The organism is Ruegeria sp. AB7 (genome assembly GCF_056542625.1).
This window is the reverse complement of the sequence record NZ_JBQGAC010000001.1, coordinates 593,682-611,327: the sequence shown is the minus strand read 5'-3', so window position 1 is coordinate 611,327 and position 17,646 is coordinate 593,682. Positions and strand designations below refer to the sequence as shown.

At 57.3% G+C, this 17,646-nt stretch carries 17 protein-coding genes; 5 read left to right on the top strand and 12 right to left on the bottom strand.

The window, feature by feature from the left end; all coding sequences use genetic code 11:
- Positions 1-21 precede the first annotated feature (21 nt).
- Positions 22-1,179, top strand: a complete 1,158-nt coding sequence (gene rnd / locus ACR0EN_RS03085; RefSeq protein ID WP_480585150.1) for a ribonuclease D — start codon at positions 22-24, stop codon at positions 1,177-1,179.
- On the opposite strand, the gene ACR0EN_RS03080 is transcribed toward rnd, so the two are convergent.
- On the bottom strand, positions 1,176-1,664 hold the full coding sequence (locus tag ACR0EN_RS03080) for a hypothetical protein (protein WP_480561439.1): 489 nt from the start codon (positions 1,662-1,664) through the stop codon (positions 1,176-1,178). The two genes, rnd and ACR0EN_RS03080, sit on opposite strands and share 4 nt — an antisense overlap.
- A 177-nt stretch (positions 1,665-1,841) precedes the next feature.
- Here ACR0EN_RS03080 and ACR0EN_RS03075 point away from each other — a divergent pair, with 177 nt between their 5' ends.
- Positions 1,842-2,252 carry a SufE family protein gene (locus ACR0EN_RS03075; RefSeq protein ID WP_170392962.1) on the top strand — a complete coding sequence of 137 codons (411 nt, stop codon included), beginning with the start codon at positions 1,842-1,844 and terminating at the stop codon, positions 2,250-2,252.
- Positions 2,253-2,255: 3 nt separating this feature from the next.
- Here ACR0EN_RS03075 and ACR0EN_RS03070 read toward each other — a convergent pair whose 3' ends face one another.
- Together ACR0EN_RS03070 and ACR0EN_RS03065 are read right to left on the bottom strand one after the other, a co-directional pair.
- On the bottom strand, positions 2,256-2,921 hold the full coding sequence (locus tag ACR0EN_RS03070) for a DUF1638 domain-containing protein (protein WP_170509686.1): 666 nt from the start codon (positions 2,919-2,921) through the stop codon (positions 2,256-2,258).
- 101 nt (positions 2,922-3,022) lie between these two features.
- Positions 3,023-3,721, bottom strand: a complete 699-nt coding sequence (locus ACR0EN_RS03065; RefSeq protein WP_170392964.1) for a corrinoid protein — start codon at positions 3,719-3,721, stop codon at positions 3,023-3,025.
- A gap of 316 nt (positions 3,722-4,037) precedes the next feature.
- Here ACR0EN_RS03065 and ACR0EN_RS03060 point away from each other — a divergent pair, with 316 nt between their 5' ends.
- Entirely contained in the window at positions 4,038-5,105 is a 1,068-nt protein-coding gene (locus ACR0EN_RS03060) for a PA0069 family radical SAM protein (protein WP_170817810.1), read from the top strand.
- Positions 5,106-5,114: 9 nt separating this feature from the next.
- Here the strand turns inward: ACR0EN_RS03060 and ACR0EN_RS03055 are convergent, their stop codons facing one another.
- The 3 genes from ACR0EN_RS03055 to gltX form a co-directional block, all read right to left on the bottom strand.
- Positions 5,115-6,056: an autotransporter domain-containing protein gene (locus ACR0EN_RS03055; RefSeq protein ID WP_170510120.1), complete on the bottom strand. Its 942-nt coding sequence runs from the start codon at positions 6,054-6,056 to the stop codon at positions 5,115-5,117.
- 171 nt (positions 6,057-6,227) lie between these two features.
- Positions 6,228-7,523 (bottom strand): citrate synthase, encoded by a 1,296-nt coding sequence (gene gltA, locus ACR0EN_RS03050; protein WP_170392967.1) that lies wholly within the window; start codon positions 7,521-7,523, stop codon positions 6,228-6,230.
- 114 nt (positions 7,524-7,637) lie between these two features.
- Positions 7,638-9,044 carry a glutamate--tRNA ligase gene (gltX, locus tag ACR0EN_RS03045; RefSeq protein WP_170817809.1) on the bottom strand — a complete coding sequence of 469 codons (1,407 nt, stop codon included), beginning with the start codon at positions 9,042-9,044 and terminating at the stop codon, positions 7,638-7,640.
- Positions 9,045-9,122: 78 nt separating this feature from the next.
- On the opposite strand from gltX, the gene ACR0EN_RS03040 reads away from it, so the two are divergent.
- Positions 9,123-11,150 (top strand): ComEC/Rec2 family competence protein, encoded by a 2,028-nt coding sequence (locus ACR0EN_RS03040; RefSeq protein WP_480585146.1) that lies wholly within the window; start codon positions 9,123-9,125, stop codon positions 11,148-11,150.
- On the opposite strand, the gene lexA is transcribed toward ACR0EN_RS03040, so the two are convergent.
- From lexA to ACR0EN_RS03010, 6 genes are all read right to left on the bottom strand, one after another.
- On the bottom strand, positions 11,144-11,842 hold the full coding sequence (gene lexA, locus ACR0EN_RS03035; protein WP_170392970.1) for a transcriptional repressor LexA: 699 nt from the start codon (positions 11,840-11,842) through the stop codon (positions 11,144-11,146). The two genes, ACR0EN_RS03040 and lexA, sit on opposite strands and share 7 nt — an antisense overlap.
- 70 nt (positions 11,843-11,912) lie before the next feature.
- Positions 11,913-13,085 carry a molybdopterin molybdotransferase MoeA gene (locus ACR0EN_RS03030; protein WP_170610846.1) on the bottom strand — a complete coding sequence of 391 codons (1,173 nt, stop codon included), beginning with the start codon at positions 13,083-13,085 and terminating at the stop codon, positions 11,913-11,915.
- Entirely contained in the window at positions 13,082-13,555 is a 474-nt protein-coding gene (gene moaC, locus ACR0EN_RS03025; protein ID WP_480585142.1) for a cyclic pyranopterin monophosphate synthase MoaC, read from the bottom strand. The genes ACR0EN_RS03030 and moaC overlap by 4 nt, the downstream gene beginning before the upstream one ends.
- Positions 13,555-14,367, bottom strand: coding sequence for an indole-3-glycerol phosphate synthase TrpC (trpC, locus tag ACR0EN_RS03020; RefSeq protein ID WP_480585140.1), 813 nt, complete (start codon positions 14,365-14,367; stop codon positions 13,555-13,557). The genes moaC and trpC overlap by 1 nt, the downstream gene beginning before the upstream one ends.
- Positions 14,364-15,383 (bottom strand): anthranilate phosphoribosyltransferase, encoded by a 1,020-nt coding sequence (gene trpD, locus ACR0EN_RS03015; protein WP_480585137.1) that lies wholly within the window; start codon positions 15,381-15,383, stop codon positions 14,364-14,366. Before trpD ends, trpC begins: the two co-directional genes overlap by 4 nt.
- The gene (locus tag ACR0EN_RS03010; protein WP_170392975.1) at positions 15,380-15,961 is read right to left on the bottom strand and encodes an anthranilate synthase component II; all 582 of its coding nucleotides are present in this window, start codon (positions 15,959-15,961) and stop codon (positions 15,380-15,382) included. Before ACR0EN_RS03010 ends, trpD begins: the two co-directional genes overlap by 4 nt.
- A gap of 197 nt (positions 15,962-16,158) precedes the next feature.
- Here ACR0EN_RS03010 and ACR0EN_RS03005 point away from each other — a divergent pair, with 197 nt between their 5' ends.
- Positions 16,159-17,640 carry a divergent polysaccharide deacetylase family protein gene (locus ACR0EN_RS03005; RefSeq protein ID WP_480585134.1) on the top strand — a complete coding sequence of 494 codons (1,482 nt, stop codon included), beginning with the start codon at positions 16,159-16,161 and terminating at the stop codon, positions 17,638-17,640.
- Positions 17,641-17,646: the final 6 nt, after the last annotated feature.

Below are 17,646 nucleotides of genomic sequence, written 5' to 3'. Positions count from 1 at the left end.
AAAGCAAGAACAGCACCGCGCATGAAAACCCTGACGACGACGCAAGAGCTGGCCGCATTCTGCTCGGCTGCTGCACAATATCCTTATGTCACTGTAGATACCGAATTTCTGCGCGAACGGACCTATTATTCGAAACTCTGTCTGGTGCAGCTTGCGGTGCCATCGGAAGATGAAGACAGCGCCGTTCTGGTTGATCCAATGGCTGACGGCATGTCGCTGGAGCCTTTGTACCAGCTGTTCAGCGACGAAAGCGTGGTCAAGGTTTTCCACGCCGCGCGGCAGGATCTTGAAATTTTTTGGGTCGACGCGGGAGTCTTTCCGACTCCGTTGTTTGATACTCAGGTCGCTGCGATGGTCTGCGGTTTTGGTGAACAGGTTGGCTATGAGACTCTGGTCCGGAAGATTTGCAAGGAAGGGGTCGATAAAACTTCTCGCTTCACCGACTGGTCACGGCGCCCTCTGACGGATGCGCAGAAAACATACGCATTGGCAGATGTAACCCATCTTCGGAAAATCTATGAGCATTTGGCTGCAGAACTTAAGAAGTCACGTCGGGATCACTGGGTTGCAGAAGAACTTCGCATACTGACCCGACCCGAGACATATGACATTCGCCCGGAAGAGGCGTGGCGGCGGGTCAAAACGCGGACCAACTCTGCCAAGTTTCTGGCCGTGGTTCGAGAGCTGGCGCAGTTCCGTGAGGCCTATGCGCAAGAGAACAATGTGCCACGAAGCCGTGTGTTCAAAGACGATGCGTTGATCGAGATGGCCTCGACCAAGCCCAAGACGCCCTCTGATCTGGGCGGGTCGCGCTTGTTGCTGCGCGAAGCGCGCAAAGGGGCGATCGCAGAAGGCATTCTGGAGGCGGTAAAACGGGGCGTAGGTTGCCCGCAAGACCGATTGCCGAAAATTGACAACAGCCGCGACAAGCTGAAGGTCAACCCTGCACTTGCAGATTTGCTGCGCGTTCTTTTGAAATCAAAGACCGAAAGCGCAGGCGTTGCCGCAAAATTGATCGCCTCCAGCGCGGAATTGGATCAGATCGCTGCAGGCGAACGAGAAGTTCCCGCCATGTCCGGTTGGCGGTTCGAGGTTTTTGGCGAGGACGCGCTGAAGCTTTGCGAAGGCAAGATTGCTTTGGCCGCCAAGGGACAGGCTGTACAGGTTGTCTCGCTTTAACGGCGACGGGATTCCAACGCGTTCTGCTGGCCTTTGACCCGAACTAAACGAATACCTTCCAGTTCTTTCCGGCTTACATTGACGGCCTCTGAAACCATCCGCGACCGTTCGGTGCCCTGCGCAGTGGCGTAGTCCGGGTAATCCACGCGGAAGGTGAACTCCATAACGCCATTTTTGCTGAGTTCTTCAGATCTTACGCGCGCGAGCTGTGCGTTGAACGCACCCTGTCGAATGGCTGTGCCAGCCGCATAGATGATTGCGCCCGTCGAGGTTGGGTCGATCCGCAATTCGTTGATCACGGCGATTGGAACGCTGTTATCCTCGGCGTCCGGACGCTCGAACAGGCCTTTTTTGTCGGCATTTTCGGGAACCAATGCATTGGCGTCATCGGCTGATACTTCGGATGGGCTGGGTGTGCTGCTGCCAAACCAGTTCGATGGATTCGCGCTTGAGTTGCTCCAGTTGCTACAAGCGGACAGAGCCATTGTGGAGATCATCAGAACAGGCAGAGTTTTGTGCATGGACCCAGTACTTTGTGCAACTTTACCTGCATCGGGTTAACGCAAATTCGATCGTTTGAAAAGCCACGCTGGGGACTGGACAGTCGGTAGCGCTGAGCATAGTTCACAATTGTGAACGCGTAACGCAAGGACGGACCCGATATGGCAACGCCAGCCTTCGAAGAGATAGTCGAGGATTTCGAGTTCCTGGAGGACTGGGAAGACCGCTATCGCCATGTGATCGAGCAGGGCAAAGCGATGGAGCCTCTGGATGATGCATTCAAAGTCCCTGCGACCAAGGTGAATGGTTGCGCCAGTCAGGTCTGGCTGCATCCAACCATTGAGGGCGGTCAATTCCGATTTGACGGTGACAGCGATGCCCTGATTGTTCGGGGCCTGATTGCGGTTCTGCGTAGCCTGTATAACGGCTTGCCGGTGGCCGAGGTGCCCAGTGTTGATGCCGGTGGAGAACTCGCGCGACTGGGGTTGCAGGATCATTTGTCTGCCCAACGTTCGAACGGGTTACGCGCTATGATAGAACGTATTCGCGAAGTGGCATTGGCCAGCGCCTGACTTTTAGGTGGATTTGCGCGCTGCCCAGTCAGCAAGCGTGGTTTCCAAATCGCCATAGCCGGTTTGCCGACGTTCGAATTCCAGCCCCATCCGTTCGGCACACTCCTGCGCGCGGCGAGTGAGGTTGGGATCATCAGTTTGTGCTTGATAGACGAGCTTGGTGTAATTGCCGAAATACATCTCTCGCAATTCAGGATGACGGTCCAGACCCAGCGGTTTCCAGACAAACGCATCAAACTGCCGCGCAAGGAAATCTGTCAGATAAAAAGCGGTGGTTTCATCGTCGCCATGCGCGGCAAAGGCCAAATTGCCCTCGAAGAAAGAATAGCAATGGGGCCCTTGGATCATCTCGACCCCCAGCCGCTCGCATGCTGCCTGTAACAAGCCACCGGTTCCGCAATCGGCATAGACAACGTAGATCCGGTCGTATGAGCCCCGATGCTTGGCAACCGCATCCTCGACCGCCTGTGTGATCTTTTCCGGGTGCACATGCAAAATGGCGGGCAGGCAAGTCAGCGCCATGTGATCCCAGCCGTTCCGTTCTTTCAGGTCCAAAATCTCGCGCGCCAGTGCGCCGCATGCGATCAGAAGAATTGACTCGGTGCTGTGCGGTGCGACATAGCCCTGACGGGTCAGGCTGTCATCATCTGGCATGTTTGAGTCGGTCATCTGATCTCTCTGGCTGGTCTTTAGCTATATATGTGCCCGAGGTTCGGACAAAAAAGGCCGCCCCAAAAAGGACGGCCTGTCTCACGATATGATCTCGCGCCTTAGCCAGCCAGTTGGTTGTGCTTGCGCGACATGAAGTCCTTGGCCATTTCCACCGCCACGGCTGCGTCGCGGCAATAACCGTCAGCGCCGATCGCCTTGCCGAACTCTTCGTTCAGCGGAGCGCCGCCAACCAGAACGGTGTACTCATCACGCAGGCCTTGTTCGACCAACGTGTCGATTACGACCTTCATATAAGGCATCGTCGTCGTCAGCAGAGCGGACATGCCCAGAATGTCGGGCTGTTCGTTTTCCAGCGCTTCGAGGTAGTTCTCGACCGGGTTGTTGATGCCGATATCAACAACTTCGAACCCGGCGCCTTCCATCATCATCGCAACAAGGTTCTTGCCGATGTCATGGATGTCGCCCTTTACGGTGCCGATCACCATCTTGCCAACGCGCGGAGCACCAGTTTCAGCCAGCAGAGGCTTCAGGATCGCCATACCGCCTTTCATGGCGTTGGCCGCCAGCAGAACCTCAGGCACGAACAGGATGCCGTCGCGGAAGTCATGGCCGACAATTGTCATGCCGCCAACCAGCGCTTTGGTCAGGATGTCATAGGGTTGCCATCCGCGCTCGAGCAGGATGTTCACACCTTCTTCGATCTCTTCCTTCAGGCCGTCATAAAGGTCATCGAACATCTGTTCGACGAGTTCGTCGTCATTCAGTTCGGACAGGACGATGTCTTCTTCATCAGACATGGGTATTTCCCTGAGCTGTGCGGGCCTGCGGCCCGTGGTGGCATTTTCACCGTTTTGGCCATTTCGTCGCAGGTCTACTGTGACGATTGCGACCTAGGTCGTTCTGAGACCGACCTATAGGCCGAATATTCGCACTCAGCGACATCGAATTTTGCAAGATCATCCTGCATTGGTTTCATTAGCCACGGTAAATTCACCTGCAGTCTAATGCGTCGCCTGTTTCGAGCATCTGATGATTTTTTGGGAAACGAAACATGAATCTTGCCAGTGAAACTGGTTTTATTTACATCTAGTGCTTGGAACAAAAGGCGAACAAATGACTACTGCTATCAAAAGCCCTGGGCGCGGAGCAACCTCAAACGAAGCAGGTCGATTCGAGAGGTTTACAACCGAGTTGACCGAAGATGGCTGGGATTTGCCAGACGAACTGCCCCCTTTGCGGACCGAAGTTCGGGAAGAAATGGCGCGCAATCTGATTACCTATAACAAGTCGCCGGACCTACCTTTTGACCGATCCATAAACCCATATCGGGGCTGTGAGCATGGATGCGTGTATTGCTTTGCTCGGCCAACGCATGCGTATCTGGGGCTGTCTCCGGGTTTGGATTTCGAAACCCGCCTTGTTGCACGACCCAATGCGGCTGAGCTATTGCGTCGCGAACTCTCGGCACGTTCTTACAAGGTGGCCACGATTGCATTGGGCACCAACACCGATCCCTATCAACCCATCGAAAAAAACCGCAAGATAACAAGAAGCTGTCTAAAGGTTCTGAGAGATTTTCAACATCCGGTCGGTATTGTGACCAAGGGGACTCTGATCGAGCGTGATCTTGATATTCTGGCACCGATGGCCAGCAATGGTCTTGTCAGGGTTGGCATTTCGCTGACCACATTGGACCGGGATCTTTCCCGGCGGATGGAACCCCGGGCGCCTTCACCACAGCGCAGGCTCGGAATGATCCGCAACCTGACCGAGGCTGGCGTGCCTGTGCGCGTTATGACGTCTCCAATCGTGCCCGGATTAACCGATCATGAGCTGGAAAATCTGCTGGAGGCCGGAAAGCAGGCTGGCGCCGATGCTGCAAGCTGGATCATGCTGCGGCTTCCCCGTGAAGTATCCGCGCTCTGGCGCGAGTGGCTGATCGAACATCAGCCGGGCAGGGCTGAGAAGGTGATGGCACGGCTGCGCGAAATGCATGGGGGTAGGGAGTATGATCCCCGATGGGGCCACCGCATGCGGGGCGAAGGGACCTATGCCGAGATGATTGCGCAACGGTTCAAGGCCGCAGTCAAACGTCTCGGGCTGTCGACTGATATGCCGCCACTAAACTGTGCGGCTTTTGCGCCGCCACCTCAGCCCGGTGATCAGCTGGCTTTGTTCTGAAACCTTTGTTCAGAAACTGATGCCAATCCCGGCGGAGAATCCGTTAACCGTATCGCTGCCGTAATAACGGACCATAAACCGGGTCGTTGATACCCAAGGCACCCATGTGTCGGACAGATCAACCTCGATCCCGCCACCTACGCGGGCCAGCCAGTCGGTGCCCAATACAAGTGACTGATCCCCGATCAGATAGGACAGGGACAGATCGCCCACCCAGCGGACCGGGCGACCGAACATGCGTTTTCCAGTTGGAAAGCGGTAGCGTGACCACAGAACTGCATTTGCGGCAGTTGATTCAACCAACAAGTCCTCGTTATCTCCGATAGGCCAGTATTCGATATGGGTATAGCGCAGGCTTGCCTCGAATTCCCGGTCGTTGGACAGAGCTTTTTCGTACGAGACCGTCATCGATCCGCCTGCGCCACCAGCCCAGATGCCGCCGCTTTCGAGAAAGTCTCGATCAAGCCCCAGGCGGTTGGCGATGGCTTGCGCACCGACAGATGCGTCGGATTGCGTACGTCCGACCGAGATATGGGCCATCGGGGTCATTTTCCAATACTCGCCGATGTCGAACTGATAGCCGACACCGCCGGTAAGGGCGAGGCTGGTCCATTTCAGCGGTATACGCGTGGTATCTCCGGTGCCGCTGAAGGTCAGAACGGGGTCATAGCGCGCGTAGCCTATATACCCCTCAAGATAGATCGGCACGCCCTCAGCAAGGCGAAACCCGCCGCCCAGCTGGGCGGATTTGAAATCGTAATCGCGATTGTCTGTATTTGATTGCAGCGAGATTGCGCTGGCAGAATCGTCCGGGATGCCTGCCAGCCCTAAGATTGCCAGCGACCCGGCGGCGTTTTCCTGCTGCTGCTTCTCAAAAGCACGTTCCAGCACGCTTTGAGCGGATGCCGATTGCGCAAGTAGCAACATAATGAACAAGAGGATTAAACGCATGAGAACCAAACACTATTCGCCGGACGCGGCAACATTAGGCGGACCAACGCAGTGCGGAAAGATGCATCGAAACTGTCATTTACGTTTGGTTTCGAACGGTCTCATTTTGGTAACGCTACGGAAAAAAAGACCCCGGATAACCGGGGTCTTAACATCGATATTGTGTGTGGATCAGCGGTTTTCGATGTCCACGTAATCGCGGTTGGTCGCGCCCAGATAAAGCTGACGTGGGCGTCCGATCTTATTCTGTGGATCGGCAATCATTTCTTTCCACTGGCTAACCCAGCCAACGGTACGTGACAACGCGAAGATTGGCGTGAACATCGAGGTCGGGAAGCCCATCGCTTCCATCACGATGCCCGAATAGAAGTCGACATTCGGGAACAGTTTCTTTTCGATGAAATACGGATCTTCCAGAGCCTGTTTTTCCAGCGCCTTCGCGACCTGTAGTTTGGGATTGTTTTCCACGCCCAGCAGGTCAAGTACTTCGTCTGCCGATTGCTTCATCACTTTCGCGCGTGGATCGAAGTTCTTGTAGACGCGGTGGCCAAAGCCCATCAGACGGAACGGGTCATCTTTGTCTTTGGCGCGCTCGATAAACTCGGGGATGCGGTCCACGCTGCCGATCTCTTCCAGCATTTCAAGGCAAGCCTGGTTCGCACCACCATGGGCCGGACCCCAGAGACAGGCGATACCGGCCGCGATACAGGCGAACGGGTTTGCACCCGAAGAAGATGCCAGACGCACCGTCGAAGTCGAGGCGTTCTGTTCGTGATCCGCCTGCAGCATGAAGATACGATCCATGGCGCGTGCCAGAATCGGGTTCACCTCGTAATCTTCGGCAGGAACGGCAAAACACATGCGCAAGAAGTTTGACGCATAGTCCAGGTCGTTGCGCGGATACACGAAGGGCTGACCGATATGGTATTTGTAGGCCCAGGCCGCGATGGTCGGCATTTTTGCGATCAAACGGTGCGAAGCTACTTCACGCTGACGCGGGTCCGCGATGTCGGTCGAATCGTGATAGAACGCGGACATGGCACCAACCACACCCACCATGATGGCCATCGGATGCGCATCCCGGCGGAAGCCGCGATAGAAATACTGCATCTGCTCGTGCAGCATCGTGTGCCGGGTGATTGTGGTCTCGAAGTTCTCCAGATCCTTCGCCGAAGGCAGCTCGCCATACAGCAGCAGATAGCTGAGTTCGAGGAAATGCGACTTCGAGGCGATCTGTTCGATCGGATAACCGCGATGCAGCAACTCACCCTTGTCACCGTCGATGAATGTAATGGTGCTGTCACAGCTTGCGGTGGACGTGAAACCCGGATCATAAGTAAAGACGCCAGCCTGACCATAGAGCTTGCGAATATCGATCACATCGGGCCCAGCGGTCGGAGAAAACACCGGCAGATCATAGCTTTCGCCGTGGACAGTCAGTTTGGCTGATTTTTTGCTCTCGGTCATGTTTGTCCCTTCTTCATTCGTGCGCATGCCGGATCGCTGTCCGACAAAGCAGGCAACGACTGCGATCCGTCGCGCAGTCCGTTCTTAGCGGAGCAGCGTTACCCTTATGTGAAATCAGGCCGGGTTCGCTGCATCAGAAAGCCGCGCCAGGGTTTCATCGCGCCCAAGCACAAGCATCATGTCAAATACCGAAGGTGTAACTGCCCGGCCCGCTAGTGCCGCCCGCAGCGGACCAGCCAATTTGCCGAACTTAACCCCATTCGCCTCTGCGAACGAATTCAGGGTCTCCTCCAGTTCGTTCCGGGACCAGCTAGCATTTTGCAGCTGCGGCGTCAATTCTTTCAGTATACCGTCGGATACAGATGCCAGCGCCTTTGTGGCCTTTTCATCTGGCTGGATAGGTCGCGACGTAAGCACAAAATGAGCTTTTTCAATGAGTTCCGGGAACGTGCGTGCGCGGTCCTTGAGGCAATACATCGCACGGACCAAATCACTTGATTGTGTTTCGGAAAGCGGCGGCAAACCAGCTGACTTCAGATATCCCTGAATTTCATGCTGCAGCGCGGCATCTTCCCCGACGGCAATATGTTGTCCACAAAGGTTTTCAAGCTTCTTCACATCAAATCGCGCCGGGCTTTTGCCGATGCCATCCAGATCGAACCACTCTTTAGCTTGGGCATCGGTAAAGAACTCATCATCCCCATGGCTCCAGCCCAGCCGAGCCAGATAGTTGCGCATTCCGGATGCCGGATATCCCATGGCCTGATATTCTTGCGCCCCCAACGCACCGTGACGTTTGCTGAGCTTTTTCCCATCGGGTCCATGGATCAAAGGGATATGCGCCCAGACTGGTACATCCCAACCCATCGCCTCGTAGATCATCATCTGACGGGCGGCGTTGTTGAGGTGATCGTCGCCCCGGATCACATGAGTCACGCCCATATCATGATCGTCAACCACAACGGCCAGCATATAGACCGGAGTCCCATCCGAACGCAGCAGGATCATGTCATCCAACTGATCGTTGCGAATGGTGACATCGCCCTGCACCTGATCGCGGATCACAGTGGCACCGTCTTGCGGAGCCTTGATGCGGATCACGTAAGGTGCGTCCGGATGGGTGGCCGGGTCGGCCTCGCGCCATGCGCTGCGAAACAGGGTCGACTGCCCCTCGGCCCGCGCCTGTTCACGGAATGCAGCGATTTCTTCCTGCGTCGAAAAGCACTTGTATGCCTTGCCGTCGGACAGCAATTGATGCGCGACCTCTGCGTGTCGAGGGGCACCCTTGAATTGGCTGACGACCTCACCGTCATGATCAAGCCCTAGCCAGTCCATGCCTTGCAGTATGGCCGCTGTTGCTTCCGGCGTGGAACGTTCCCGATCGGTATCCTCGATCCGCAACAGGAACTTGCCGCCGCGACCCCGCGCATAAAGCCAGTTGAACAGAGCAGTGCGGGCGCCACCGATATGCAGAAATCCGGTGGGAGAGGGGGCAAAACGGGTGACGACCTGATCGGACATGGTGTGGATTAACCTTTTGGTAACCTTAGCGGGCATAGTTTGGCGACTATCTACCCAGCCCGAAGGACGGGGGCAACCATGCGTGTTCTGACACGGGTCGAGACCGCATTGCTGACCCAGCGGGGACACTTGTTTCCGTGGTCCCCGATCTGCCTGGCGGTCGGGATTGGCTGGTATTTCAGCCTCAGGTTCGAACCCGAGGTTGAGCTCTATGTCGGCGTTCTGGCGCTTGCCTTGCTGGCGCTTGCCTCCACCCGTTTGATGGGGGCCGCGTGGTCACCGCTGGCCACTGGCTTAGCCCTGATCGCGATGGGGTTCGCTCTGGCCGGGGCGCGGGCACATATGGTTGCGGAGCCGGTCCTGCAATGGCGTTACTATGGCCCGGTCGAGGGGAGGGTCGTAGCGCTGGACCGCTCTGCGTCGGATGCGCTGAGGGTGACATTGGATCAGGTGCGGATCGGGGACGTTCCTGCTGATCAAAGACCCCGGCGCATCCGGCTGTCTATTCACGGGGAGTCAGTTGCGCTGTCCCCGGGTCAGCGGATTATGACCACAGCACATCTTTCGCCGCCGCAAGGGCCAGTTGAACCCGGAGGTTTTGATTTTCGCCGCCACGCCTGGTTCCAGCAACTCGGCGCTGTTGGATACACTCGGGTTCCGGTCCTGACGTCGGCTGCGGCGCAAGATGGTTTGGACGGAGTGCGTATCACGGCCTTGCGCATGGAGATCTCGGATCGGGTGCGCACGATCCTGCCGGGCGAAGTCGGGGGCTTTGCCGCCGCCGTAACTACCGGTGATCGCAGCGGGATGGGGCAGGCCTCGTTAGAGGCGTTGCGCGCGTCCAACCTGGCTCATCTTCTGGCGATTTCGGGCCTTCACATGGGTTTGTTGACCGGTTTCGTTTTTGTGGCGTGCCGCATGGGGTTCTCAATGGTACCTGTCATTGCGCTTCGCATGCCCGTACGCAAGGTGGCCGCGCTCTGTGCGTTATTCGCGTCGACAATCTACCTGCTTCTGTCTGGTGGGAACGTCGCGACTGAGCGCGCCTTTGTGATGGTCTGCGTTATGCTGGGGGCCGTATTGTTGGACCGGCGCGCGATTTCATTGCGGGCGGTGGCCATGGCTGCGCTGATTGTTCTTACCTTGCGCCCGGAAACTCTATTGAGCCCCGGATTTCAGATGTCTTTTGCTGCTACAACCGCCTTGGTCGCAGGGTTCGGCGCATTGCGGGACTATGGCCCAATGCCAGGCCCAAAGTGGCTGCGGCCTGTGCTGGCCTTGTTGACATCCTCGGCGATCGCGGGGATCGCAACAGCTCCGATCGGGGCGGCGCATTTCAACGCTATTTCGCACTATGGGTTGTTGGCAAATCTCGTCTCCGTGCCCGTCATGGGAACGCTGGTCGTTCCAAGTGCGGTGGTCGCCGCCCTTCTTGCACCTTTTGGGCTTGAAGCGATTGCATTGCACGTAATGGGTCTTGGGCTGAGATGGATCCTTACCGTTGCCAATTGGGTCGCGGGACTAGAGGGTGCGCGGGGGTACGTAGTAAGCCCAGACTATTTCGTATTGCCTGCTCTGGCTCTGTCTCTTCTGTGGCTAATGCTGTGGCAAGGGCGCGCACGGTGGCTCGGCATCGCCCCCGCAGCATTGGCGATAGCGCTGTGGGGTCAGGGAAGCCGCCCAGACGTGCTGATCGCCGATACCGGCGGGCTGGTCGGAGTGATGACTGAACACGGGCGCGCGCTGAGCAAACCGAAAGGTAGCGGATTTGTCGCGTCGGTGTGGCTGGAAAATGACGGGGACGGGGCAGATCAACCAAAGGCCGCTTTGCGATGGCCAGAGGCATCAGCGGGAATTCAACGTTTTCTTCTGGGAGACAAAGAGCTTGTCCACTTGACTGGCAAGCGGGCTGCGAGCGCCTTTCAGGAATGCAGGAAAGATCAGATCATTGTCGCCCCGGTGTCGTTGACTTTGACCGGTGAATGCAGCGTTTACGATACGGAATTTCTGCGGAAGACAGGCAGTCTTGCGTTGTCCAAGGGGCGTTTGTTAGCGAGTTCTGATATCTCAGGCCGCCGCCTCTGGTCCCCCAAGCTGCCTCAGTAGCTTCGGATCAAGCCTACAAGGCGGCCCTGAACTTTCACCTTGTCTTCTGGCAGCACGCGAGTCTCATAGGCCGGATTCGCCGCTTCCAGCGCAATGGCCTGACCTCGGCGGAAAAACCGTTTCAGCGTGGCTTCCTGATCTTCCACCAATGCCACCACGATGTCACCATTGTCAGCGGCCGTGGTTTCGCGGATCACCACGACATCGCCATCGTTGATACCGGCGTCAATCATCGAGTCGCCACGAACCTCAAGCGCATAATGCTCGCCGCGACCTGACACCATCGAGCCCGGTACAGCGACACGGTGCGACACATGGCTGATCGCTTCGATCGGTACACCGGCAGCAATCCGGCCCATAACAGGCAATTCCATCGCATCAACTGTGACGGGTTCAAAGTTCGCGGGGCGTGGACCTTCAGGGCGATCGCCTTCAATCACACGGGGTTTGAAACCTGCTGTTGGCTCTCCCCCAAGGCTTTCGGGCAGCTTGACAATTTCGATGGCACGGGCTCGATGGGCAAGGCGGCGGATAAAGCCACGTTCTTCCAGCGCGGTGATCAGTCGATGAATCCCGGATTTTGACCGTAGATCCAACGCGGCCTTCATCTCATCAAAACTGGGCGGAACACCGTCCGCTTGCACGCGTTTGTGGATGAATTCCAGCAAATCCAATTGCTTCTTGGTCAGCATTGCTCATACCTCGTCGCTCATGCGTTTTCTTTTGTTCTACGCATGTTCACGTTTTGTGTCAACGGATTTGCTAGATCGGCAGGTAAAGGACCTCATCCCCGGCCTCGCGCGCGGGATCGTGGGGTTGGCGTACCAATAGTGCATTGGCTTGCGCCAAAACACTTAGCAGCGAGCTGTCCTGATCATCACAGGCGCGGATGCCGCCGTTGTCCAACACCGCCCGCATATAATGCTCACGCGGGCCATTTTTTCCGAGCGGGGCAGAAAGGCGGGCGCGTTGGAATGGCTGTAGGGCCTGTTCAATCCCCAACATGCGGCGCACCATTGGGATGAGGAACAGGTAACCGCACACCATGGCACTGACCGGGTTTCCGGGTAGACCGACCATCGCAGCATCCCCAAGCCGCCCGGCCATCAGTGGTTTACCCGGTCGCATGCGAATCTTGTAGAACGATTGCTTCAGCCCAAGACCTTCCGAGACATCCGCAACCAGGTCGTACTCGCCAACCGACGCCCCTCCGATTGTCACCACGAGGTCAGCGCCCTGTGCCAAGCCAAAAGCTGTTTCTAATGACGCTAAGGTATCTTGTGCGATAGGAAGTACACGAACTTGTGCGCCAGCATCTTCCAGTAACGCCTTAAGACCAAAGGTATTTGAGGCGATGATCTGATCGGGGCCGGGTGTTTCTCCGGGCATCACCAGTTCGTCACCGGTTGAGATTAGTGCAACCACGGGTTTGCGGGTCACAGGGACCGAAGCGATGTTCATCGCTGCCATTAATGCGACATCTTCGGGTCTGAGCTGGCGCGGGGCCGTGATCTGCGTACCGATGCTGAAATCGATCCCCGCAGGGCGGATATTGGCCTTTTCACCGGGGGCGTCGATTATGGTGATCAGATCACCGCGTCGGTCGACATCTTCCTGTATGACGACGAAATCTGCACCATCCGGCACAGGCGCACCAGTGAATATCCGCACAGCTTGGCCGGGTCCGACGCTTCCAGCAAAGCGACGTCCGGCCGCTGCTTCGCCAACCACTTTGAACATTGCATGCAGTTCGACTTCGGCCGCCTTGACGGCGTACCCATCCATCGATGACGCAGCAAAGGGCGGCTGATCACGCGTTGCTGCAACGTTTTCTGCCAGGATACGACCGGCAGCCTCGGCAAGGGCAACCGTTTCTGCGGGCAGCGGTGAGACCAGATCGAACAGCAGAGCCCGCGCTTCTTCAACCGAGATCATGATGCCTCGTAACGCCCTGATTTTCCGCCGTCTTTCAGTAGAACACGAATGCCGCCGATCTCCATCGATTTGTCCACGGCCTTCGCCATATCGTAAACCGTCAGTGCGGCTGTCGAGACTGCTGTCAGCGCTTCCATCTCTACGCCGGTCTGGCCGGAAGTCTTTACAGTCGCTTCAATCTGAACGCCGGGAAGGTCCGTGTCTAAGCTCAGTTCAATGGCGACTTTGGTCACGGGTAGCGGATGACACAGAGGTATCAGGTCAGGCGTTTTCTTGGCGCCCATTATGCCCGCAAGTCTGGCAACACCAAGAACATCACCTTTCTTAGCGCGTCCTTCTGAAATGATATCAAAGGTTTCCTTCGCCATCTTGATGTATCCAGATGCAACCGCAACCCGGTCGGTGACAGCCTTGTCGGACACGTCCACCATATGGGCCTCACCTTTGGCATCAAAATGGGTCAGCGGCATCACATCACTCCGGGAATGAGCGGGTTGGCGATCAGTGCTCGAGTTGCCGAAGCTACATCATCCTGACGCATCAGGCTCTCACCAATAAGGAAACAACGCGCACCGTAGCGGGCGATATCGGCGAGGTCCGCCGGAGTGCTCAGGCCGCTCTCGCAGACGATCGTGCGATCCGCTGGAACCAGCTTTGACAGATGACGAGTTGTATCAAGAGTCGTCTCGAACGTCTTGAGATTGCGGTTGTTTATCCCGATCAGCGGGCTTTTCAGCTGCGATGCGCGCGCAAGTTCATCGGCGTTATGGACTTCGATCAGAACATCCATGCCCCAGTCAAACGCGGTTTGCTCAAGCTCGGCGGCCTGTGCATCGCTGACCGAGGCCATGATGATCAGGATGCAATCCGCACCCAATGCACGCGCTTCGACCACCTGATAGGGGTCGTACATGAAGTCCTTCCGCAATGCTGGCAACGAACAGGCCGCGCGAGCTTCGGTCAGAAAGGACTTGTCACCCTGAAAGCTAGGCGTGTCCGTCAGAACCGACAGGCAAGCCGCGCCGCCCTCTTCATAAGCTTTGGCAAGCGCGGGCGGATCGAAATCAGCGCGGATCAGACCTTTGGACGGGCTGGCCTTTTTGACCTCGGCGATCAATCCGTACCCCTTGCGCATAGCCGAATGCAGGGCTTCGGCAAAACCGCGTACCTCGGGTGCGTTCCGTGCCTCAGATTCTAGTGTTTCCAGAGGCTTATGCGCCTTATCCGCAGCGATCTCTTCCAGCTTGTACGCTTTGATTTTGTCCAGAACGGTCTCGGTCATGCGGCTTCCTGTGTAATGCGCGCCAGCGCGGTGATCTTTTCACGGGCCTTGCCGCTGTCAATGCTTTCTGTGGCCATCGCAACGCCCTCGCGCAGATCGCTTGCCGCATCTGCAACGACCAGCGCCGCTGCCGAGTTTAGCAACACCGCGTCGCGGTAGGCTGAAGGTGCCCCATCCAGTAGGGCGCGGAAGGCGACGGCGTTCTCTTCGGGGGTGCCGCCGATGATATCTTCGAACGGATGCACCGGCAGGCCTGCATCTTCGGGGTGAAGCTCGACCTCTTTGACAATGCCGTCCTCAACTGATGCGACCCAGCTGACCCCGGTGATCGTAAGCTCATCCGTACCGTCTGAGCCGTGGACTAGCCAGGCATGTTCAGCCCCAAGCAGACCCAGAGTTTCGGCCATCGGGCGGATCAGGTCGCGGCTGAACGCACCGGTCAGTTGGCGCTTCACTCCGGCGGGGTTGGTCAGGGGGCCCAGAATGTTGAAAATCGTGCGCGTCCCAAGTTCTTGCCGCGAAGGCATGACATGGGCGATCGCCGGGTGGTGCATCGGGGCCATCATGAAACCGATACCGACTTCTTTCAGCGCTTTTTCAACAACTTCCGGGCCAACCATAACGTTAATACCAAGCTGCCCAAGAGCATCTGCTGCGCCGGATTTCGAGCTCAGGTTCCGATTACCGTGTTTTGCAACGGTGACACCGGCGCCCGCCGTCACAAAAGCCGTGGCTGTCGAGATATTGAGTGTTCCTTTGCCGTCGCCCCCCGTGCCAACGATGTCCATCGCGCCAGCGGGTGCTTTCACTGCATTGCATTTCGCGCGCATTACGGCAGCGGCGGCGGCGTATTCCTCGACCGTCTCGCCGCGCGTGCGCATTGCCATCAGCAACCCGCCGATCTGGCTGGGCGTGGCGGCCCCATCAAAGAGGATGCCAAAGGCCTGTTCAGCCTCGGCACGGGTCAAAGGTCGATCGGCCGCAGCACCGATCAGCGGTTTCAGAGCGTCGCTCATGCGGGGACTTTCATTTCGTTCAGGAAGTTCTTAAGCAGGGCGTGACCATGCTCGGACGCGATGGATTCCGGGTGAAACTGGACGCCGTGGATCGGCAGTTCTTTGTGCTGCAGACCCATAATCGTGCCATCCTCAAGCTCGGCCGTGATCTCAAGGCAATCGGGCAGGCTTTCGCGTTCTACAACAAGCGAATGATACCGGGTGGCCTCGAAGGGCGAGGGCAGGCCAGCGAATACACCTTTGCCGGTGTGTTTCATCGTGCCCATTTTCCCGTGCACGATCTCATGACAGCGCACAACCTTGCCGCCAAATGCCTGACCGATGGTTTGATGCCCCAGACAGACACCCATCAGCGGTGTTTGCGTTTCGGCTGCCGCCTCGGTCAGCGCCAGACAGATACCCGCCTGATCGGGGTCACATGGGCCGGGGCTGAGCAGAATACCAGCCGGGTTCATCGCCATTGCTTCCTGTACGTCCAGCGCGTCGTTCCGGCGCACGACCATCTCGGCCCCGAGCTCACCCAGATAATGAACGAGGTTGTAGGTAAACGAGTCATAGTTGTCGATCAGCAGCAGCATTTGGGCACTTATCTTCCTATGGGCATTTCGGGCTGGCGATGCAGTCCCTGAGCGCGGTATAATGTCGGGACATACATGCTCAGGCTTGTGCGGCAGCGTCAAGAGGACATACCCAACTTGACGCCGTACAGGTGAGCGTCGCGGAAGATGGCGTCTGGGCAGATGAGGCACGAAGCAACGCGAGAGGCGAGATTTCGATGAGCGGATTTTACGGTGGAGTGATCGCCGGGGCGGTCTCGGTATTGGCACTGGGCGCGGTTCTTTCGCTGACAACTCCTTTGTCACGTAAACCAGATGTGACGGCAACAGCGCCCGAAGTGGCTGATACTCCGCAGCCCCTGGAGGCTGCGAAAGTTGAAGAAAGCAATGCCGATGCTGATCTGGTTGAGTTGCCACCATCCGGCCCTGAAACCCCCGATCTATCATCAGATTCGCTGGATGGCTTGGCAGGTATCGAGCTTGAGCCCGGTGCCCGTCCTGAGGCGGGTGGAGCACCGACCGTAGCCGAGGCACCTGCAGCGATCTCATCTTCTGACGTGACCGTTCAAACCGAAGCGCCCGCGGCACCGCCAAATCCACTTGCCGAACCAACCTCGCCACAACAGGAAGCCGAACCGGCAGCGCTCGCGGACGCTCCAGCAGCGCCTGCGCCCGAGGAAGCCCCGGAACCGCAGGTTGCGGAAGAAACGCCCAAGGAGGTCCCTCAGGTCGCTGCCTTGCAGCCTGAGATCGCGGATGTGCCGGATGCAGCTCCAGAGGCTCAGGAAGCGGAACCCGTGCCTGATGAAAATCCAATCGCGGTTGAGGGTGAAGAAGATACCCGCCCTGTACGTCAGCCGCGCGTATTGACCCTGCCGCAAATTGGCGGAGAGGGGGCCACAGGTTCCGGTTCGTTGATCGGCAAGCGTGTCGTGCCCCTAACCGAGAGGGATGACCCGCCCGTCGAACAAGCCGTGATTACTCCAGAAGTGGTGGCCAAGCCCATCGAAGCACATGCTGCCACCTTCGAAAACCCAGAATCCAAGCCATTGATGTCGATCATTTTGATCGATGATGAAGGGGCTTTTGGGGCCGAGGCGTTGCAGGATTTCCCATACCCGCTAAGTTTTGCCGTCAGCCCGTCTGACCCGAATGCAGCTGAAAAAATGGCCCGTCATCGCGAGGCTGGATTTGAAGTATTGGCCTTGGTTGACATGCACGAAGCCGCCAGTGCTCAGGACGCTGAGGTGTCGTTGTCGGTGTGGTTGGATCAATTGCCTCAAACCGTTGGCATTCTGGAAGGTGTCGGAAGCGGCATTCAGGGCAACCGAAAGCTGGCTGATCAGGTTGCGGCGATTGCCGGAGATACCGGGCGCGGGCTGGTGACGCAGGACAATGGTCTAAACACTGCGCAAAAGCTTGCAGCGCGTAACGGCATTCCATCCAGCGTAGTGTTCCGCGATTTCGATGGTGCCAAACAGGACCCCAAGATTATGCGGCGTTTTCTGGATCAGGCAGCCTTCCGCGCCGGACAGGAAGGTGCCGTGGTGATGCTGGGTCGTCTGCGTCCCGAGACGATCTCGGCTCTGTTGCTGTGGGGGCTTGAGGATCGCGGCAGCCGCGTCGCGATGGCCCCAATTTCTGCCGTGATGATGAAAGAAGTCCAGCAGGGCGTTGCCGGATCGCTGACGGACGGGTGACGGAAG

What these genes read in the sequence shown, in the direction of transcription:
- rnd (WP_480585150.1), top strand. Translation starts at nt 22, where the DNA reads ATGAAAACCCTGACGACGACGCAAGAGCTGGCCGCATTCTGCTCGGCT.
- ACR0EN_RS03080 (WP_480561439.1), bottom strand. Translation starts at nt 1,664, where the DNA reads ATGGCTCTGTCCGCTTGTAGCAACTGGAGCAACTCAAGCGCGAATCCA.
- ACR0EN_RS03075 (WP_170392962.1), top strand. Translation starts at nt 1,842, where the DNA reads ATGGCAACGCCAGCCTTCGAAGAGATAGTCGAGGATTTCGAGTTCCTG.
- ACR0EN_RS03070 (WP_170509686.1), bottom strand. Translation starts at nt 2,921, where the DNA reads ATGACCGACTCAAACATGCCAGATGATGACAGCCTGACCCGTCAGGGC.
- ACR0EN_RS03065 (WP_170392964.1), bottom strand. Translation starts at nt 3,721, where the DNA reads ATGTCTGATGAAGAAGACATCGTCCTGTCCGAACTGAATGACGACGAA.
- ACR0EN_RS03060 (WP_170817810.1), top strand. Translation starts at nt 4,038, where the DNA reads ATGACTACTGCTATCAAAAGCCCTGGGCGCGGAGCAACCTCAAACGAA.
- ACR0EN_RS03055 (WP_170510120.1), bottom strand. Translation starts at nt 6,056, where the DNA reads ATGCGTTTAATCCTCTTGTTCATTATGTTGCTACTTGCGCAATCGGCA.
- gltA (WP_170392967.1), bottom strand. Translation starts at nt 7,523, where the DNA reads ATGACCGAGAGCAAAAAATCAGCCAAACTGACTGTCCACGGCGAAAGC.
- gltX (WP_170817809.1), bottom strand. Translation starts at nt 9,044, where the DNA reads ATGTCCGATCAGGTCGTCACCCGTTTTGCCCCCTCTCCCACCGGATTT.
- ACR0EN_RS03040 (WP_480585146.1), top strand. Translation starts at nt 9,123, where the DNA reads ATGCGTGTTCTGACACGGGTCGAGACCGCATTGCTGACCCAGCGGGGA.
- lexA (WP_170392970.1), bottom strand. Translation starts at nt 11,842, where the DNA reads ATGCTGACCAAGAAGCAATTGGATTTGCTGGAATTCATCCACAAACGC.
- ACR0EN_RS03030 (WP_170610846.1), bottom strand. Translation starts at nt 13,085, where the DNA reads ATGATCTCGGTTGAAGAAGCGCGGGCTCTGCTGTTCGATCTGGTCTCA.
- moaC (WP_480585142.1), bottom strand. Translation starts at nt 13,555, where the DNA reads ATGCCGCTGACCCATTTTGATGCCAAAGGTGAGGCCCATATGGTGGAC.
- trpC (WP_480585140.1), bottom strand. Translation starts at nt 14,367, where the DNA reads ATGACCGAGACCGTTCTGGACAAAATCAAAGCGTACAAGCTGGAAGAG.
- trpD (WP_480585137.1), bottom strand. Translation starts at nt 15,383, where the DNA reads ATGAGCGACGCTCTGAAACCGCTGATCGGTGCTGCGGCCGATCGACCT.
- ACR0EN_RS03010 (WP_170392975.1), bottom strand. Translation starts at nt 15,961, where the DNA reads ATGCTGCTGCTGATCGACAACTATGACTCGTTTACCTACAACCTCGTT.
- ACR0EN_RS03005 (WP_480585134.1), top strand. Translation starts at nt 16,159, where the DNA reads ATGAGCGGATTTTACGGTGGAGTGATCGCCGGGGCGGTCTCGGTATTG.